We start from the raw sequence: 15415 nt of genomic DNA on the forward strand, positions 1-15415 counted from the left end.
ATCGGGCTCAGCATCGGCAGGGTGATCTTCCAGAACTGCTGGAGTGTGGTGGCGCCGTCAACCTTGGCGGCCTCGTAATACATCACCGGGATCTGCCGCAGGCCAGCGAGGAAGATGATCATCGGGGCGCCGAACGTCCAGACATGGAGCAGGATGATCGAGCCCAGCGCCGTGCTCGGGTCCGAGATCCAGCCCGGGCCCTGGACCCCGAATATTGCCAGGACCTGGTTGACCAGGCCGGTGGTGCCGAAGATCTGCTTCCACAGGATCGCCACGGCCACCGAACCGCCCAGCAGTGAGGGCAGGTAGAACACCGAACGGTAGAACGGCAGCCCGCGGATGCCCTTGTCCAGGACCAGCGCGATCAGCAAAGCCACGCCCAACTGCAGCGGAACACCGACCAGCACGTAAGTGAACGTGACACCCAGGGAGTTATGAAGCCGGGCGTCGCCGAACATCCTGATGAAGTTATCCAGGCCCGTCCATTCCGGCGGCTGGAGCAGGTTGTAATCCGTGAAGGACAGGTACAGGGACATCAGCATCGGCCCGATGGTGATCGCCACCAGACCCACCAGCCACGGCAACAGGAAAATATACGCGGCCTTGTTATCCCGGCCGTTGGCCTTCTTCTCCGCAGCACTCATCGGCCCCTTACGGCGCTTGAGCGTACTGAGTTCACTGATCGCGCTCATAGCGGGATCTCCATTTCACGCAGCAGGCCCGCCGGCGCCGGCAAGCGTGCCGGGCAAGGCGTCCTGTGGTTGGGTTCAGCGGCCATGTGGTCTCCTTTGGTCATCGTGGCCATCCACGTCTGGGTGATCGCCGGGGCGATCGGTGCAACGCACTGCCTGTGGTGCAAACTCCTGCCGCGCCCTGCAACGGGTTATCGTTGCAGCAGCGGTCCGGAGATGCCACCGTCCAGCGGGACGTTGAAGAAAGCGGCTCCGTACCAAAGTAAACGGTTTCTTGACTCGTGTACAGCCCTTTGTTAGTTTTTGAGAAAGCGTTTTCTAGAACGGGACCGCTCGATCAACGCCGAGCGCGTCCCGCAGCCGCACCACGTCATCCGCCCTTCGAACCTCAGGCAGGCCAGTGAGAACAGCAGACCAGCCGGCCCGGCCCAGCGCCATCGCCGGCTACGAGGACTGGCCCCGCTTTGTCCGGAACCAGCCGCGGTACCAGACGGCCACGGCCGGTGCGCAGGAACTTTCGGACGCCTTGGGTGTTCCGGCACAGGCTTCCCCAACGGACGTCACCGTCCACTGGGAGGAAACGTACGACGGCGTCACCACCTCCCAGCTCAGCTGGCAGTTGGGATTCGGCCCCCGTACTACGGGCTGGCTGGTGCGCCCGGCCGGAGGTTCCGGACCGCTGCCGGGCGTGCTCGCCCTGCACTGCCACGGCGGAAACAAGTTCGGCGGGGCGGACCGCTTGGTGGAACTTCCCCTGACACACCCGTCTGCGGCCGAGGCCAGAGCGGGCCATTATGACGGCCGCGCCCTCGCTGCCGAGATAGCAAGGGCGGGCTTCGCTGTGCTGGCCCACGACACGTTTGCATGGGGAAGCCGGCGCTTTGACCTCTCCGAGCCGCCGTGGCGGACTGCCTCCGCTCTGGAGGCGAGAAAGTCGCAGTGGCGGGAGGACGGCGTCGTACCTTCCGACGCGGAACTGTACAACGCCGCGGCCGGCTACCACGAGGACACCGTAGCCAAAACGGCCGGCCTGCTCGGAACCAGCCTGGCCGGGATGGTTGCCCACGACGATCTCGCGGCGCTGGACGTTCTTGCCTCGCTCCCCGGCGTGGATCCCGGGCGGTTGGGCTGCATCGGATTTTCCGGCGGCGGCGGCAGGGCCCTGACCCTGGCGGCGCTGAGTCCAAGGATCAGAAACTATGTGGTGACCTGCATGATGACCACGTGTGAATCCCTGCTGCCCGCGTATCTGGATGCGCATTCCTGGCTGCTGCAGACGCCTGGGCTCTGGAAGCTGGGAGACTGGCCGGAGCTCACGGCCAGATCCGGGGCGGACGGGTTCCTGGTGCAATACGCCCTTGCTGACCAGCTCTTCCCGGAGGCCGGCATGCGCGACGCCCACAGGATCCTGGCCTCACTCCACCCGGACAGCTACGCAGGACGTTTCTGGCCGGGCGGGCACGTCTTCACCGCAGGGATGCAGGATGAAGCGATCACGTACTTGGCCGGGACCCTGGGTGCCGGCACCTCCGTCCAGACCCATTCCACCGTCCCCACACCCTAGGCACCGAGGACCATCAATGACCCAGCAATCCGCCTTCACAGCAGAGGGCACCGCAGAACCGCGCTCGACCGCCGGACCGGACGATGCTCCGGCTGCCCGGCCGCGCATCGCCCTGGTGGGTGTCCACGGCTTCGGCGAGCGGCACCTGGCCAACCTCGCCCGGCTGGAGGCGGCCGGCGCCGTCGAGCTGGTGGCCGTCGCCGATCCGCATCCGCCGCAGGACGGCAGACTGGGCAGTTCCGTGGCGGTCTTCACTGTCTTGGATGAGCTGCTGGTCTCCGGAACGGCCCCTGACGTTGTCATTCTGGCCACCCCCATCCAGACACATGCTCCCATGGCGTTGGCTGCGCTGGCTGCAGGCTGTGACGTCTATGTGGAAAAGCCTCCGGTGGCTTCCCTGGCCCAATTCCAGGAGGTGGCGGCTGCGGCAGAAGCCTCAGGGAATCTTGTCCAAGTGGGTTTCCAAAGCCTGGGATCCCTTGCCCTGCCTGCGATCCGTGAGGCCATCGCGTCCGGCGAAATCGGCGATGTCCTGGGCCTGAGCGCGCAAGGCATGTGGGTGCGGTCCAAGGGCTACTTCAAACGGTCCCGTTGGGCGGGCAAGCGCAGCCTGGACGGCACGGATGTTGTGGACGGCGTGGCCACGAACGCCCTGGCGCACGCGGTGGCCACGGGGCTGCACATGGCCGGCGCCCACACGATCGCGGATGTCGCCTCAGTGGAGACCGACCTCTACCGCGCCCACAACACCCAAAGCGACGACACCTCCGTGATCCGCGTCCGGACCGCCGCCGGGCAGACCCTGCTGTGCGGCCTGACGCTCTGCGCACCGGAGCAGCGGAAACCCTCCGTGACGGTCCACGGCACACTGGGCGAGATCACCTTCTTCTACACCGAGGACGAGGTGGTCACCACCACCGCGGCCGGCGAACGCCATGAAACCTTCGGGCGGACTGACCTGCTGGAGAACCTGCTCGCGGCCCGGGCCACCGGCGTTCCCCTGCTGTGCGGTTTGGCCGATACGGGTGGTTTCACTTCAGTCCTGGAAGCCATCCGCACTGCACCCGACCCGCAGGAAATCAGCGCCGAGCACCTCAGCTGGGAGGGTGAAGGCGACGACGCCCACCCCGTCGTCAACGGCATCCCTGAACTGATTGAAAGGGCGGCGAAGGCACAGGCCACGTTTGCCGAGCTTGGCGTGCAATGGGCCCGCCAACTGCCGCCGGCACGGACTTTTGACCTTGCCGGGCAGGCCGTGGCGGAGTACCAAGACGGCAGTCACATCCGCGCCGTCTCCTCACCCCGCCCCTACCTCCACCCCGTCCGCACTCTCGCCGGAACGGTCGTCACCGACCACCAGCCGCTGGACCACGTATGGCATCTGGGCGTGGGCGTGGCCCTGCAGGACGTGGACGGCGTCAACTTTTGGGGCGGCAGGACCTACACCAGAGCGGCGGGCGAATACGTCTGGCGGCCGGATCACGGCAGCATCGTCCGTACGGGCGAACCGTTCGAGAACGACGGCGGTTCCGGCGTCGGCGGTTCCGGGCACGCCGGCGAACTGGCCGAGACGCTCTCCTGGAACGGCCCCGGCGGCGCTCCCGTCCTGACCGAGGAGCGCCGCTGGACGTGGGCTCCGGCCGGTCCCGGTGCCTGGCGCCTGACGCTCGGCTTCGCGCTCTCCCCCGCGGGCGATCGCCCAGTGAGCCTGGGCAGCCCCGGTTCCAATGGCCGCGACCAAGGTGGTTATGGCGGGTTCTTCTGGCGCCTGCCGGAATGTTCGGGCGCCACGGTTTGGGCGCCCGGTTCCGCTGGCACACCCCTTACGGGCGAGGCCGCCGTCCACGGGAGTGTCACGCCGTGGCTCGCCTGGTCGGGCAACTTTGGCCCAGTAACCCCCGGCGGCTCGGGAACGCCCGACGGCGGCACTGGAGCAGGTGCCGCTGCCGGCGGCGCCGCCACGCTCGTCTTCGTCGCCGCGGAGGACGCCACGGATCCATGGTTCGTCAGGGTGGACGGCTACCCGGGTGTTGGCCAGTCGCTGGCGTGGGATGCGCCCGTAATTGCCGAACCCGGCACACCGGTGCGCCGCAGCATCACAGTATTCATCGCCGACGGATTTTTGAGCACACAAGACATAGAGACATTGATCAAAACACAGGGGGACCAGTCATGAGCCAGACCACCACCACCGCAGCCTCGCCACTCCCGCTAGGGGAACGGCTCCCGCTGGAGGCACCGCTGGACGCAGCCAGCGGCGAACGGACAGCGCCGGCCTCGGCGGCCGACCGCGAGATCAAGCGGCGCCGCGTCCTGGACATCCTCGACGCCCAGGAACGGGATTCACTGCTCCTGACCACCCACACAGCCCTGACCTGGTATCTGGACGGCAGCCGCGTCCACATCAGCCTTGCCGGCGATCCCATCGCCGCAGTGCTAGTTGACCGCGACGGCGACCATCTGGTGACCTTCAACAACGAGGCGGGCCGCATGGCCGCCGAAGAGCTCCCCGCCGGCGTCACCCTGCATTCAGTGCCGTGGTACGGCAACCTCCACGAGGCCGCTGCCGCCGTCGGACGTTCCACCGGACCCGCGGGATCAGCCGGCACTCCCTTGGCGGAAGCTGCGGTGGCCACCGAACTCAGGGCCGCGCGGCAGCAGCTCCTCCCTGCCGAGAGCGCCAGGTATGCCCATCTCAGCGCGGAACTGGCAGGCATCATGACCGATGTGCTGTCCACAGCCCGGCCTGAAACCACCGAGTTCGAGCTCGCAGCCGCCTTGGCCGGCCGGGTGGTTGCCGCAGGCGCGGAACCGCTGGTGCTCCTGTGCAACGGCAGTTCCCGCAGCGATTTCCGCCACCCGCTGGCCACGCACGCGCCGCTCGGCCGCCGCGCCATGGCCGTGGTGTGTGCCCGCCGGGACGGCTTGGTTGCCAACATCACCCGCTGGGTAAGGTTCGACGCCGGCACTCCCGAAGAGATCGACGCCGAGGCCCGCATCGCAGCGGTTGAGGCGGACATCTTCGGTGCGACGGTTCCGGGCGCCCGGCTGGACAGCATCTTCGGGGAGATCCAGACTGCTTACGTCCGTCACGGTTTCGGCGCGGAGCAGTGGGAGCAGCACCACCAGGGCGGTCCCGCAGGTTATGCCGGCCGCGACCCCCGCGTCACGGACGCCGTCACCGATACCGTGGTGGTCAACCAGCCGTTCACGTGGAACCCGTCGGGTCCGGGAGTGAAGGTCGAAGACACCGTGCAGGTCACCGAGGCCGGGCTCACGGTTCTGACCGTGGACGAGCGCTGGCCCACTGCCACGGTTAACGGCCTCCGGCGCCCGGCCACCCTCCAGCTCTAGAGAAAAACGCTCTCTCACCTAATGCAGGTCTTTGGCCAACGCTCTCTCACCTCATGCGCCTTTCTCCCCCCACGCTCTGGCAGATCCTGACCCGAAACGCCAAACGCTCTTGCAGTTGTTGCCTTACTTTCGGCAACAACCGCAAGAGCGTTTCGGTTTAAGCGACATCAACTGCAAGAGCGTCGCGGTTTAAGCGACATCAAGTGCGAGAGCGTTGCTAGGGGAGGCGGAGCTCGCCGTCCACGCGGCGCGGGATGCCCAGCGGGTTGCTGTCGCGCAGGGCCGGGTGAAGGATTGATTCCGGCGCGTCCTGGTAGGCGACCGGGCGCTGGAAGCGGCGGACCGCCGTCGCGCCTACCGAGGTGAACAGCGACGTGGTGGCCGGGTACGGGCCACCGTGCTGCTGTGCCCAGTTCACTGCGACGCCGGTGGGCCAGCCGTCGAACAGGACCCGGCCAGCGAGGCCGGACAGCTGCTCAACGAGGGCGGTAATGTCCTCGCCCGGCTGGGCGTGGACCGTGGCGGTCAGGCTGCCGGGAACCTTGGCCAGGACGGCCGTGAGCTCCTCCTGGTCCTTGTATTCGATCAGCAGCGTTGTGGGCCCGAAGCACTCTTCCAGCAGCTCGTCCGGGCGGGCCAGGACGTTGGCGGCGGAGGTGGAGAACACCACGGGTGCGGCGCCGTCGCGGGTGGCGTCCTGGTCCGCGGAGCCACTGACAATGGTCACATCGGGCAGCGAAGCCACGCTGCGCAGGCCATCCGGGTAGGCGTCGGAGATCCGGGTGGTGAGCATGGGCGCCGCAAGCTTGTCCTTGCTGGCCTCAGCCAACTCAGCGGCAAATCCGGTCCCCGCGGGGATGAACACCAGCCCGGGTTTGGTGCAGAACTGGCCTGCGCCCATCGTGAATGACGCCGCAAGTCCCGCTGCGAGCTGGCCGGAACGTTCCGTCAGGGCCGCAGCGGTGATGACTACCGGGTTCAGGCTGCCCAGCTCGCCGTAGAACGGGATCGGATCGGGCCGGGATACTGCGAGGTCAAACAATGCCCGGCCGCCCGGGATGGACCCGGTGAAGCCGACAGCCTTGATGGCGGGATCCTGGACCAGCGCAGTGCCCACCTCGCGGCCGCTCACCAGGGCGAACAATCCGTCCGGGGCACCCGCGGACCGCAGGGCCTCGGTGACTACCTCGGCAGTGCGCTCGGACAGCTTCAAGTGGCCCGAGTGGGCCTTGACGATCACCGAGGAGCCAACAGCCAGGGCGGAGGCGGTATCGCCGCCGGCCACGGAAAAGGCGAACGGGAAGTTGGATGCGGAGAAGACAGCCACCGGGCCGATGGGACGCAGGATGCGGCGCAGGTCCGGCTTGGGCGGGGTGGCGGACGGATCCGCGTGGTCAATGATTGCCTCGAGGTAGGAGCCTTCAGTGATCACGCGGGCAAACAACCGGAGCTGGCCGGAGGTGCGGGCCACCTCACCGGTCAGCCGAACGATGCCGAGGCTGGTTTCTGAATCGGCGATCTCAACAAGTTCGGCAACGTTGGCGTCCATGGCGTCGGCGACGGCGGTGAGCCAGGCTGCGCGGTCGGCATCCGAGGCGTTGGCCGAGATGGCGGCCGCCTGCGTTGCAGCTGCTGTGAGTTCTGAAAGTGAAAGGGTTGCAGTAGTCACTGGGGTACCTGTATTTCGTCGGGGTTCGTCGTATCAGCGGTCATAATCTGGAAGCGAGCCTCAGGCTCCGGGTGTGTCCGTGAAGAGGAAGCCCAGCCCCGGTTGGTCCGTCAGCGTAGCGCGGCTGTTGATGAAGTGGACGGGCGACGGCCCGGCCAGGATGCCCAGCTGTTCGAAGGACGCATCCTCCACGTCCTCCACCAGCGTAGCCTCCGCCAGAGTGAGGGCGAGCTGCCCTGAAAGCTCCGGCAGCAGGTGCGGCATGACGCGGATGCTGTTGGTCCGGGCCAGCTCCACGATCCGGCGGAACGGCGTGATGCCGCCTACGCGGATGATGTTGGGCTGGATGATGTCCACCGCCTCCGCCTCAATGAAATCGCGGAAGCGGTAGATGGTGTGCAGGTTTTCGCCGAGGGCGATGGGTACCGGTGAATGCTTGCGCAGCCGGCGGTAGGCCCAGAGGTCGTCCGCGCGGATGGGCTCCTCCAGCCACTCCAGTCCGAACTCCGCCAGCACGTCCAAGGCTTTGAAGGTGGTGGGCAGATCCCACCGCTGGTTGGCGTCGATCATCAGCTTGCGGTCCGGGCCGAGTACGGACCGGACTGCCGCCACACGCTCGGCGTCCTCGCGGATGTCCGGCTTGCCCACCTTGATTTTGACCGCCCGGTGGCCTGCGGCGACCCAGCGTTCGGTCTGCGCCACCAGCTCCTCGAGCGTGTAGTGCAGGTTCACGCCGGAGCCGTACACCTCCGCGGACTCCTGCCGCTGCCCCAGCAGCCCGGTGACCGAGGTCTGCGCCCGGCGTGCCTGGAGGTCCCAAAGGGCCAGGTCCACGCCAGCCATGGCGATGGTGGTCAGTCCCCCGCCGCCGGCCTCGTGCAGCCGCTTCCACAGAGCGTCCCAGACCGTCTCGGGGTTGGCGGGAAGCCCCGTGATGAAGGGCGCGATGTCGTAGTCAAGCAGTGCCTTGACGGCCTGTGGGCCGATGGTGGGCGTCCACGAAAAACCGTGCCCCGCGCCGCCGTCGTCCGTCTGGATTTCCGTAACAATCACATGGTTTTCCGGCGCCTCCACTCCCCAGCTGCGCAGCAGCGGGACGGTCAGGAGCCGCGTGGTCAGGCCGGTGATCAGCGGTGCGGTCCTGACGGAAGCGAGCGCGGGCGCACTCATCAGCGGCCGGCCAGCTCGTAGCCCTTGGCCAGGATGGACTTCAGCTGGACCAACTGCTCCTCCGTAGGGTCAACCAGCGGCGGACGGACCGAACCGACAGCCATTCCACCGAGCCGCAGGCCGGCCTTGACGAGCGATACGCCGAAGCCGGGGGTCTGGTCACGGAGGCGCACCAGCGGAGCGTAGAAGCCTTCAAGCAGGGCGTTGCGGCGGTCCTCGTCGCCGGAGATGTAGGCGTCGTAGTAGGCCTTGGCGATCTCCGGTGCCATGGCAAAGGCGGCCGAGGAGTAGAGCGGGATGCCCAGGCCGCGGTAGGCGCCCTGGGTCAGCTCGGCAGTCAGCAGGCCGTTGAAGAAGGCGAAGTCCTCGCGTCCGGTGGCGCGGACGGCGGTGACGATTTCCTGGGCCAGGCCCACATCGCCCAGGCCGTCCTTGAAGCCGATCACCTTGGGGTTGGCGGCGAGGCGGGTCATGGAGGCGGCGGTGAATTTGGCGTTTCCGCGGTGGTACACGATGACGGGCAGGCTGCTGGCGTCCGCCACTGCCTCGATGTACGCCACGAGGCCGTCGGCGGGACCGGTGACCAGGTACGGCGGCAGGACCAGGAGCGCATCGGCGCCCGCTTCCTCGGCGATCCGGGCACACGCGATGGCGTGGCCCAGCGGCCCGCCGGCTCCGGCAACCACGGGAACCTTTCCGGCTACGGCCTCGACGGCGGCAGTCACCACGGTGCGCACCTCATCGATGCTCAGCGCGTGGAATTCGCCCGTGCCGCACGCGGGAAACACGCCGCCGGGACCGAACGGGAGCCGCGAACCGATGTGCTCCTTGAGAAGCTCCACGTCAACGGTGCCTTCCGGCGTGAACGGGGTAACGGGGAAGAACAGTACGCCGTCGAATTTCATGATGTCTCCTTGGATCCGGCACCGGCTGTGACCAGGGTGGCGGACGGCTCGTCGTTGAGGGTGGTGGTTGTCTTCAGTTCGGTCCGCCAGCTGCGCCTGGGCTCCCAGCCCAGCAATTCGCGGGCCTTGGCGATGGAGAAGGCAGGGCTGGTGCCGGTCAGGCCGGCGGCCAGCGCTTCGCTGCCGGGCAGGAAGCGGGGCATCAGTTCGGCCAGCGGTGCGCTGGCCAGCGCGTCTGCCGCCCCCACGAAGAAGGTTTCCCCGTTGGGGATTGAGTCCATCTTCTGCAGGAGCACGTCCAGGAAGTCTGCGACGTCGCGGGCGTCCACGTAGTTGAACAGGGCCGGTGCGGAAAGGGCGGGGTCAGCCAGGCGTTCGGCCAGGGTGTGGCCCTGCTGGGTGGGCGCACCCTCCCATTCCTCCGGCGAGATGACGTAGCACGGGCGGAAGGCGGCGTACCGGATCTTCGAACCCTGCGCCGCCGCGAACATCTGAACGGTCTGCTCGGCGATCAGTTTGGACAGCGCATAGGCGTTCCAAGGCTTCGGCGTGGTGCGCTCGTCCAGCGGGAAGCTGTCCGGCAGCCACCCCGCCGGCGACCCATAGCCCAGAACCGTGGGGCTGCTCGCCGTGATGATCCTGCCGATCCCCAGTTCGGTGGCCGCGCTGATCACGGCATACGCCAGGCGGGTGTTCGTGGCGAAAATGACGTCTTCCGGTGCACTGAACGGGACGGCGATCGCGGCGAGGTGGATGACGGCGTCGGGCGTGGTCTCCTTCAGGAGGCGCAGCGCCTCGCCGGGGGCCAGCAGGTCCCCGGTTTCCTGCACGACGCCGGCGGGCAACTGGTCCGCGGGGAGCGCGTCCCGATCCACCGAGATGACCTCGTGGCCCGCTTCGGCGAGGCCCGCCACAACGCTGCGTCCCAGCCGGCCGGAGCCGCCGGTGACAAAAATCCTGCTCATAGTGTTTCCTTCAGGTCTGAGATCCGTGGACTGTCCGGGAAGGACTCAGGCGCCGCGGGAAGGTCGGCGCCGAGGTCCAGGTCTTCGATGCGGACGGGGAGGGATGACTCCAGCGAACGGTTGCCGGCAATGCCCACCGAGACTGAGCGCAGGCCGTCGAGATAGCCTGACGGGCGGCCCAGCGGGTCCTCGCCCGGGCCGTTGAAGAGATCCGAGAGGAGGAGTTCGTCGCCGCCGCCATGGCCGCCCTCGCCGTTGACGATGGGCACCTCGTAGGCTGCTTCCCAGTGGCGCTGGACCACCAGGCGTTCGCCGTTGCGGCGGATGGCGTCTTCTTCCTCGATGGGGGTGGCACTCGGGTCAACCACGGTCTTCTTGTCCGTGCTGTTCAAGACAGAGGCGCGCTCCACCACTTCGAGTTCAGCACGGCCTTCGGTGCCGTTGACGGCCACGCGGTAGCCTTCCCACGGGCTGTGGGCGTTCAGGGAATAGCTCAGGCGGGGACCGCCGTGGTACTCCACCACGAGTGCCAGGTTGTCCTCGATGGTGATGCCGCCGGTGAACACGTCCTGGTCGCGGCGGTAGCCGTCGTAGTGCTCGTTGTCGAGGAAAAGCGCCTTGAGCCGCTCATCCTCGCGGAGGTCCAGCGTGAACGGGTCCTTTTCCGCGGCAGCCGGCGCATCGGCGTCGGGCGTTCCACGTTCGGGACGCGGGCCGAGGCCGCGTTCGGCGGCGTTCTTGTCGCCGTAGAACTTGAGGCCGCCGGAGGCGAACACGCGCTCCGGGACATCGTTGATCCACCAGTTGACGAGGTCGAAGTGGTGGGATGCCTTGTGAATGAGCAGGCCGCCGGAGTTCTTCTTTTCGCGGTGCCAGCGGCGGAAGTAGTCGGCGCCGTGGACGGTGTCCAGGACCCAGCTGAAATCGATGGAGGTGACCTTGCCGATCACGCCGCTCTGGATGATTTCCTTCAGCGCGCTGTTCCGCGGTGAGTAGCGGTAGTTGAAGGTGACCACCACGTTGCGGCCGGTCTCCTCCACGGCTTTGGTGATGCGGCGGCAGCCCTCGGCGTCGATGGTGAGGGGCTTTTCGACCACGACGTCGGCGCCCGCCTCGAGTGCCTCCACAATGTAATCGGCGTGGGTGTAGTCAGGCGTGGTCACCACGACGCGGTCGATGTTGTTGGCCTGGATGAACGCAGTGAGGTCTGTTGGCTCAAATGAGGCGACCGGACCCGGCGCACCAAGTTCCTGGATGAGCTTCTGGTAGAACTCCACACGGCCGGGGTTCACGTCTGAGAAGGCGATCAGTTCCGCGGTGTCCGAGTGCTTGCCGAAGATGGCACGGATGTACATCTCGGAGCGTCCGCCGGTGCCGATGAGGGCAATGCGTGCCTTGGTTTGGGCGTCCGGCTCCACCGTTGCAGCGAAGGCGGCGGTAGCAGAACTCGATTCGGCTGTGTTGACCATGAGGGGTCCCTTTCGAAAGCTCAAAACTCGGCCGGATTCAGGCCGTTCGTGGTGGTGCTTTGGGTCAGTTTCTGGAACTCGCGCGAGAAAGCGTTTTCTCGGTTCGTTATATGATTTGTACCAAGAGCACCACGTTCCCGTCAACCCTTGTCCTCCGTGCGAGTAAGCGTTTTCTGACCACCGCCCGCAAAACTCGTCGATCTTTGGGCCAGCGGATAGAAATCGCTTTCCCGCGGCGTTATATGCTTTTCCCACAACACCGCCATCTGCTGTGAACATCGCCAGCCCCCTGGCGGCAGAATGGCCCGGGGGACTTACGAAAGGCAGGCCATGGTCAGGAGATCGGCAACCGGCAGGATTGGCATCGCGGAAGTGGCGGTGAAAGCCGGCGTTTCGCACGCCACCGTTTCCCGCGTGATGAACGGCAACTTCACGGTGGATCCCGAAATTGCGGCGCGGGTGCGGGCGGCTGCGGCTGAACTGAAATACCAGCCCAACCCGGTGGGCCGCAGCCTCGCACTGGGGAAAACGGATACCATCGGCATTGTTGTCCCGGACCTGGCCAACCCCACGTTCCAGGCCATCCTCCGCGGATTGAGTCGGGCGGCGGCGCAGGACGGCTACCGTGTGCTGATCGCGGATTCCTTTGAGGTCTCCAGCGAGGAAGCCATCCTTGCCGGTGAGGCACGCCGCCGGTGCGACGGCCTGGTTCTGTGCGCCCCGCGCATGACCGATGCCGAACTTGAGGAAATAGTCCCCTCACTGCACCCCCTGGTGTTGATCAACCGGACCACAACAGCTGCGGACGTCCCCAGCCTGGTGGTGGATTACGGGCAGGGCGTCCAGGACCTCGCCGGGCACCTCGTGGACCTGGGCCACACCCGCCTGGCATTCCTGGCCGGCCCGCCCCGCAGCGCCTCCAACGGGCTCAGGCTCGAGGGGCTGGAGGCCTTCAAGGCAGCCAACCCGCAGGTGGAGGTCCTGATGCTGGAGGGCGGCTCGGACTTCGATACCGGGCACGAAGCCGTGGATGCCGTGCTGGACAGCGGCGCCACCGGCATCCTTGCGTTCAACGACCTCGTGGCCATGGGCCTGATGAGCGGACTCCACGAACGCGGGGTGGACGTTCCCGGCGACATCTCCGTCACGGGCTTCGACGACATCCCCTTCGCCCGCTACACCACGCCGACGCTCACCACCGCCGCCGTGCCCATTACGGAGCTGGGGCAGCAGGCATGGCACCAGCTGCGTGCGCTGATCCGCAAGGAAGAGAACGATGCCCCTGGCAGCCGGTACCAGCCGCGGCTGGAGATCCGGGCCAGCAGCGGCCCGGCCAAGGCGCCCCGCACCGCCGCCCACGGCTGAGGCACCCGCGGCTGAAGGCAGGGCACCCGCGGCTGAAGGCAGGGCACCCACGGCTGCGGTACCCGCGGCTGAAGTCCACAACGGCTAAGGTACCCACGGCTGCGCCGGACCCACCTACGGAACCGTTGCCCGGAGAGCCTAGACGCCGGCCTCCCGGTAGTACCCCTCGATATGGGCAGCCACCAGCTTGGCCGCCCGTTCGCCGTCGTCGTTCCGGATGGCGGCCAGGATCTCCCGGTGCTCGGCCCCGAGGCGGCACGCTGTTGCATCCCAATCGGGGAGATTGCCGGTCAGCCGGGCGGCGTAGCCCTGGATGGACTCACGCAGGGAGCCCATCATGGCGCTGACCACGGCGTTGCCTGCGGCATCGGCCAGGGCAAGGTGGAACCTCACGTCCAGGGCCAGGAAATCGTCCGCGGTTTGGGCGGAACGTCCGACGGCGTCCATCTCGTCAAGGAGCGCGGCGGCAAGTTCCAGCTGGGGTGCGTCAGCCTTGGCCCGGGCCACTGCCCAGGACTCCAGAAGGACGCGCGTCTCCACGATGTCCGATACGGGCAGGTGCTGGGTTGCAACGTGGAGCCGCAGCGCCGAGCCAAGCGCCGCCGTCGGGTCCGAGATGACCACCGTTCCGGCCTCAGGACCGGAGCCGACGCCGGCACGGACAACGCCCATGGCCTCCAGGATGCGGATCGCCTCGCGCACCGAGGTGCGGGAAACCTTCAGCTGCTCGGCGAGGGTCCGTTCCGGGGGAAGCCGCCCTCCGACCGCCAATTTGCCCTCGGAGAGCTGGCCCTCGATCCAGTGCAGGACAAGCTGGTGGGTACGCATATGGCCATGCTACTTGATGTGGTTGGACCACATGGCCTACAGTGTGGTTAGACCACAGCAGCGGCAGCTGACTGCGCCGGCCAGCCAACGGAGGAAGCCATGACCCACACGATCCAGCCGAACAACCCCGAGATCACCCCGGCTCCGGACGCCGCGGATCTCCCGGCCGCCACCCCGGCACCGCGCTCCACAGCGCCGGCCGTGCCCGCAGCACTCAAGCGCCGTATCCCCAAGTACGCGGACCTGGCTCCGCTGATGCAGTTCAAGAAGCCCGAGTTCAGCAAGGAAGCGCGGCTCAAGCGCGCCAGCACCATCTGGGAACTGCGGGACATCGCCAAGCGCCGCACTCCGCAGGCTCCCTTCGACTACACGGACGGCGCCGCGGAAGAAGAGATCACCCTGCGCCGCGCCCGCGAGGCCTTCCTGGACATCGAGTTCCGGCCCGGAATCCTCCGCAACGTCTCCAGCATCGACCTGACCACCGACATTCTGGGCAAGCCCTCCCGCCTGCCCGTGGGCATCGCCCCCACCGGCTTCACCCGGATGATGCAGTCCGAGGGTGAATACGCCGGTTCGCAGGCTGCCGAAGCCGCCGGGATTCCTTACACGCTCTCCACCATGGGCACGGCTTCCATCGAGGACGTCGCCGCCGCCGCCCCGAACGGCCGCAACTGGTTCCAGCTCTACCTCTGGACGGACCGTGACCGCTCCCTCGAACTGATCGAACGCGCCGCCAAGGCCGGCAACGACACCCTGATGGTCACCGTGGACACCGCCGTGGCCGGTGCCCGCCTCCGCGACGTCCGCAACGGCATGACCATCCCGCCGGCGCTGACCGTCAAGACCGTGCTGGATGCGTCCTACCGCCCGGCCTGGTGGTTCAACTTCCTCACGCACGAGCCGCTGACTTTCGCCTCGCTCTCCCGCTACACCGGAACCGTGGCGGATCTGATCAACTCCATGTTTGATCCCACCCTGACCTTCGAGGACCTGGACTGGCTGCGTGAAACCTGGAAGGGCAAGCTCGTAGTCAAGGGCATCCAGACCGTTGAGGACGCCCGCAAGGTGGTGGACCACGGCGCCGACGGCATCGTCCTGTCCAACCACGGCGGCCGCCAGCTGGACCGCGCTCCCATCCCGTTCCACCTGCTGCCCGAGGTCAAGGAAGCCTTCACCAAGGACAACTCGGACGCCGCCATCATCCTGGACACCGGCATCATGAGCGGCGCGGACATCGTTGCCGCACTGGCTTTGGGCGCCGACTTCACCATGATCGGCCGCGCCTACCTCTACGGCCTCATGGCCGGTGGCCGGGCCGGTGTGGACCGCACGCTGCAGATCCTCGAGAAGGACATGGCCCGCACCATGGCGCTCCTGGGTGTCAGCAGCATCTCCGAACTGACGCCGGACCACGTCCGGCTGCTCAACAAGTAA

Annotated in this window: 12 protein-coding genes; 5 read left to right on the forward strand and 7 right to left on the reverse strand. The window is 67.1% G+C overall.

Annotation, left to right across the window (positions count from 1 at the left end; translation table 11 throughout):
• Positions 1-692: carbohydrate ABC transporter permease (locus ACP7AX_RS11220; protein ID WP_426226538.1), on the reverse strand; the 692-nt coding region annotated here is incomplete at its 3' end.
• Positions 693-1092: 400 nt separating this feature from the next.
• On the opposite strand from ACP7AX_RS11220, the gene ACP7AX_RS11225 reads away from it, so the two are divergent.
• Genes ACP7AX_RS11225 through ACP7AX_RS11235 form a run of 3 tightly spaced genes read left to right on the forward strand, consistent with a single transcriptional unit; the run spans position 1093 to position 5610 of the window.
• Positions 1093-2256, forward strand: a complete 1164-nt coding sequence (locus ACP7AX_RS11225) for an acetylxylan esterase (RefSeq protein ID WP_426226539.1) — start codon at positions 1093-1095, stop codon at positions 2254-2256.
• 16 nt (positions 2257-2272) lie between these two features.
• A complete protein-coding gene (locus ACP7AX_RS11230; RefSeq protein ID WP_426226540.1) occupies positions 2273-4432 on the forward strand; it encodes a DUF6807 family protein in 2160 nt (719 codons plus the stop codon).
• Entirely contained in the window at positions 4429-5610 is a 1182-nt protein-coding gene (locus ACP7AX_RS11235; RefSeq protein WP_426226541.1) for a M24 family metallopeptidase, read from the forward strand. The genes ACP7AX_RS11230 and ACP7AX_RS11235 overlap by 4 nt, the downstream gene beginning before the upstream one ends.
• 217 nt (positions 5611-5827) lie before the next feature.
• On the opposite strand, the gene ACP7AX_RS11240 is transcribed toward ACP7AX_RS11235, so the two are convergent.
• The 5 genes from ACP7AX_RS11240 to ACP7AX_RS11260 are packed head-to-tail and all read right to left on the reverse strand — an operon-like array spanning position 5828 to position 11788.
• Positions 5828-7279 carry an aldehyde dehydrogenase (NADP(+)) gene (locus ACP7AX_RS11240; protein WP_426226542.1) on the reverse strand — a complete coding sequence of 484 codons (1452 nt, stop codon included), beginning with the start codon at positions 7277-7279 and terminating at the stop codon, positions 5828-5830.
• A 60-nt stretch (positions 7280-7339) separates the two neighbouring features.
• Positions 7340-8449 carry a mandelate racemase/muconate lactonizing enzyme family protein gene (locus ACP7AX_RS11245; RefSeq protein ID WP_426226543.1) on the reverse strand — a complete coding sequence of 370 codons (1110 nt, stop codon included), beginning with the start codon at positions 8447-8449 and terminating at the stop codon, positions 7340-7342.
• Entirely contained in the window at positions 8449-9354 is a 906-nt protein-coding gene (locus tag ACP7AX_RS11250) for a 5-dehydro-4-deoxyglucarate dehydratase (RefSeq protein ID WP_426226544.1), read from the reverse strand. The genes ACP7AX_RS11245 and ACP7AX_RS11250 overlap by 1 nt, the downstream gene beginning before the upstream one ends.
• On the reverse strand, positions 9351-10319 hold the full coding sequence (locus tag ACP7AX_RS11255) for an NAD-dependent epimerase/dehydratase family protein (RefSeq protein ID WP_426226545.1): 969 nt from the start codon (positions 10317-10319) through the stop codon (positions 9351-9353). Before ACP7AX_RS11255 ends, ACP7AX_RS11250 begins: the two co-directional genes overlap by 4 nt.
• Entirely contained in the window at positions 10316-11788 is a 1473-nt protein-coding gene (locus tag ACP7AX_RS11260; protein WP_426226546.1) for a Gfo/Idh/MocA family protein, read from the reverse strand. Before ACP7AX_RS11260 ends, ACP7AX_RS11255 begins: the two co-directional genes overlap by 4 nt.
• A 330-nt stretch (positions 11789-12118) precedes the next feature.
• Between ACP7AX_RS11260 and ACP7AX_RS11265 the strand changes: the two genes are divergently transcribed.
• Positions 12119-13153: a LacI family DNA-binding transcriptional regulator gene (locus ACP7AX_RS11265; RefSeq protein ID WP_426226547.1), complete on the forward strand. Its 1035-nt coding sequence runs from the start codon at positions 12119-12121 to the stop codon at positions 13151-13153.
• Positions 13154-13291: 138 nt separating this feature from the next.
• On the opposite strand, the gene ACP7AX_RS11270 is transcribed toward ACP7AX_RS11265, so the two are convergent.
• Positions 13292-13981: a FadR/GntR family transcriptional regulator gene (locus ACP7AX_RS11270; RefSeq protein WP_426226548.1), complete on the reverse strand. Its 690-nt coding sequence runs from the start codon at positions 13979-13981 to the stop codon at positions 13292-13294.
• A 99-nt stretch (positions 13982-14080) separates the two neighbouring features.
• Between ACP7AX_RS11270 and ACP7AX_RS11275 the strand changes: the two genes are divergently transcribed.
• Entirely contained in the window at positions 14081-15415 is a 1335-nt protein-coding gene (locus tag ACP7AX_RS11275; RefSeq protein ID WP_426226549.1) for an alpha-hydroxy acid oxidase, read from the forward strand.

Origin of the sequence: Pseudarthrobacter sp. DSP2-3-2b1, assembly GCF_049895945.1 — a bacterium.
Classification (GTDB): domain Bacteria; phylum Actinomycetota; class Actinomycetes; order Actinomycetales; family Micrococcaceae; genus Arthrobacter.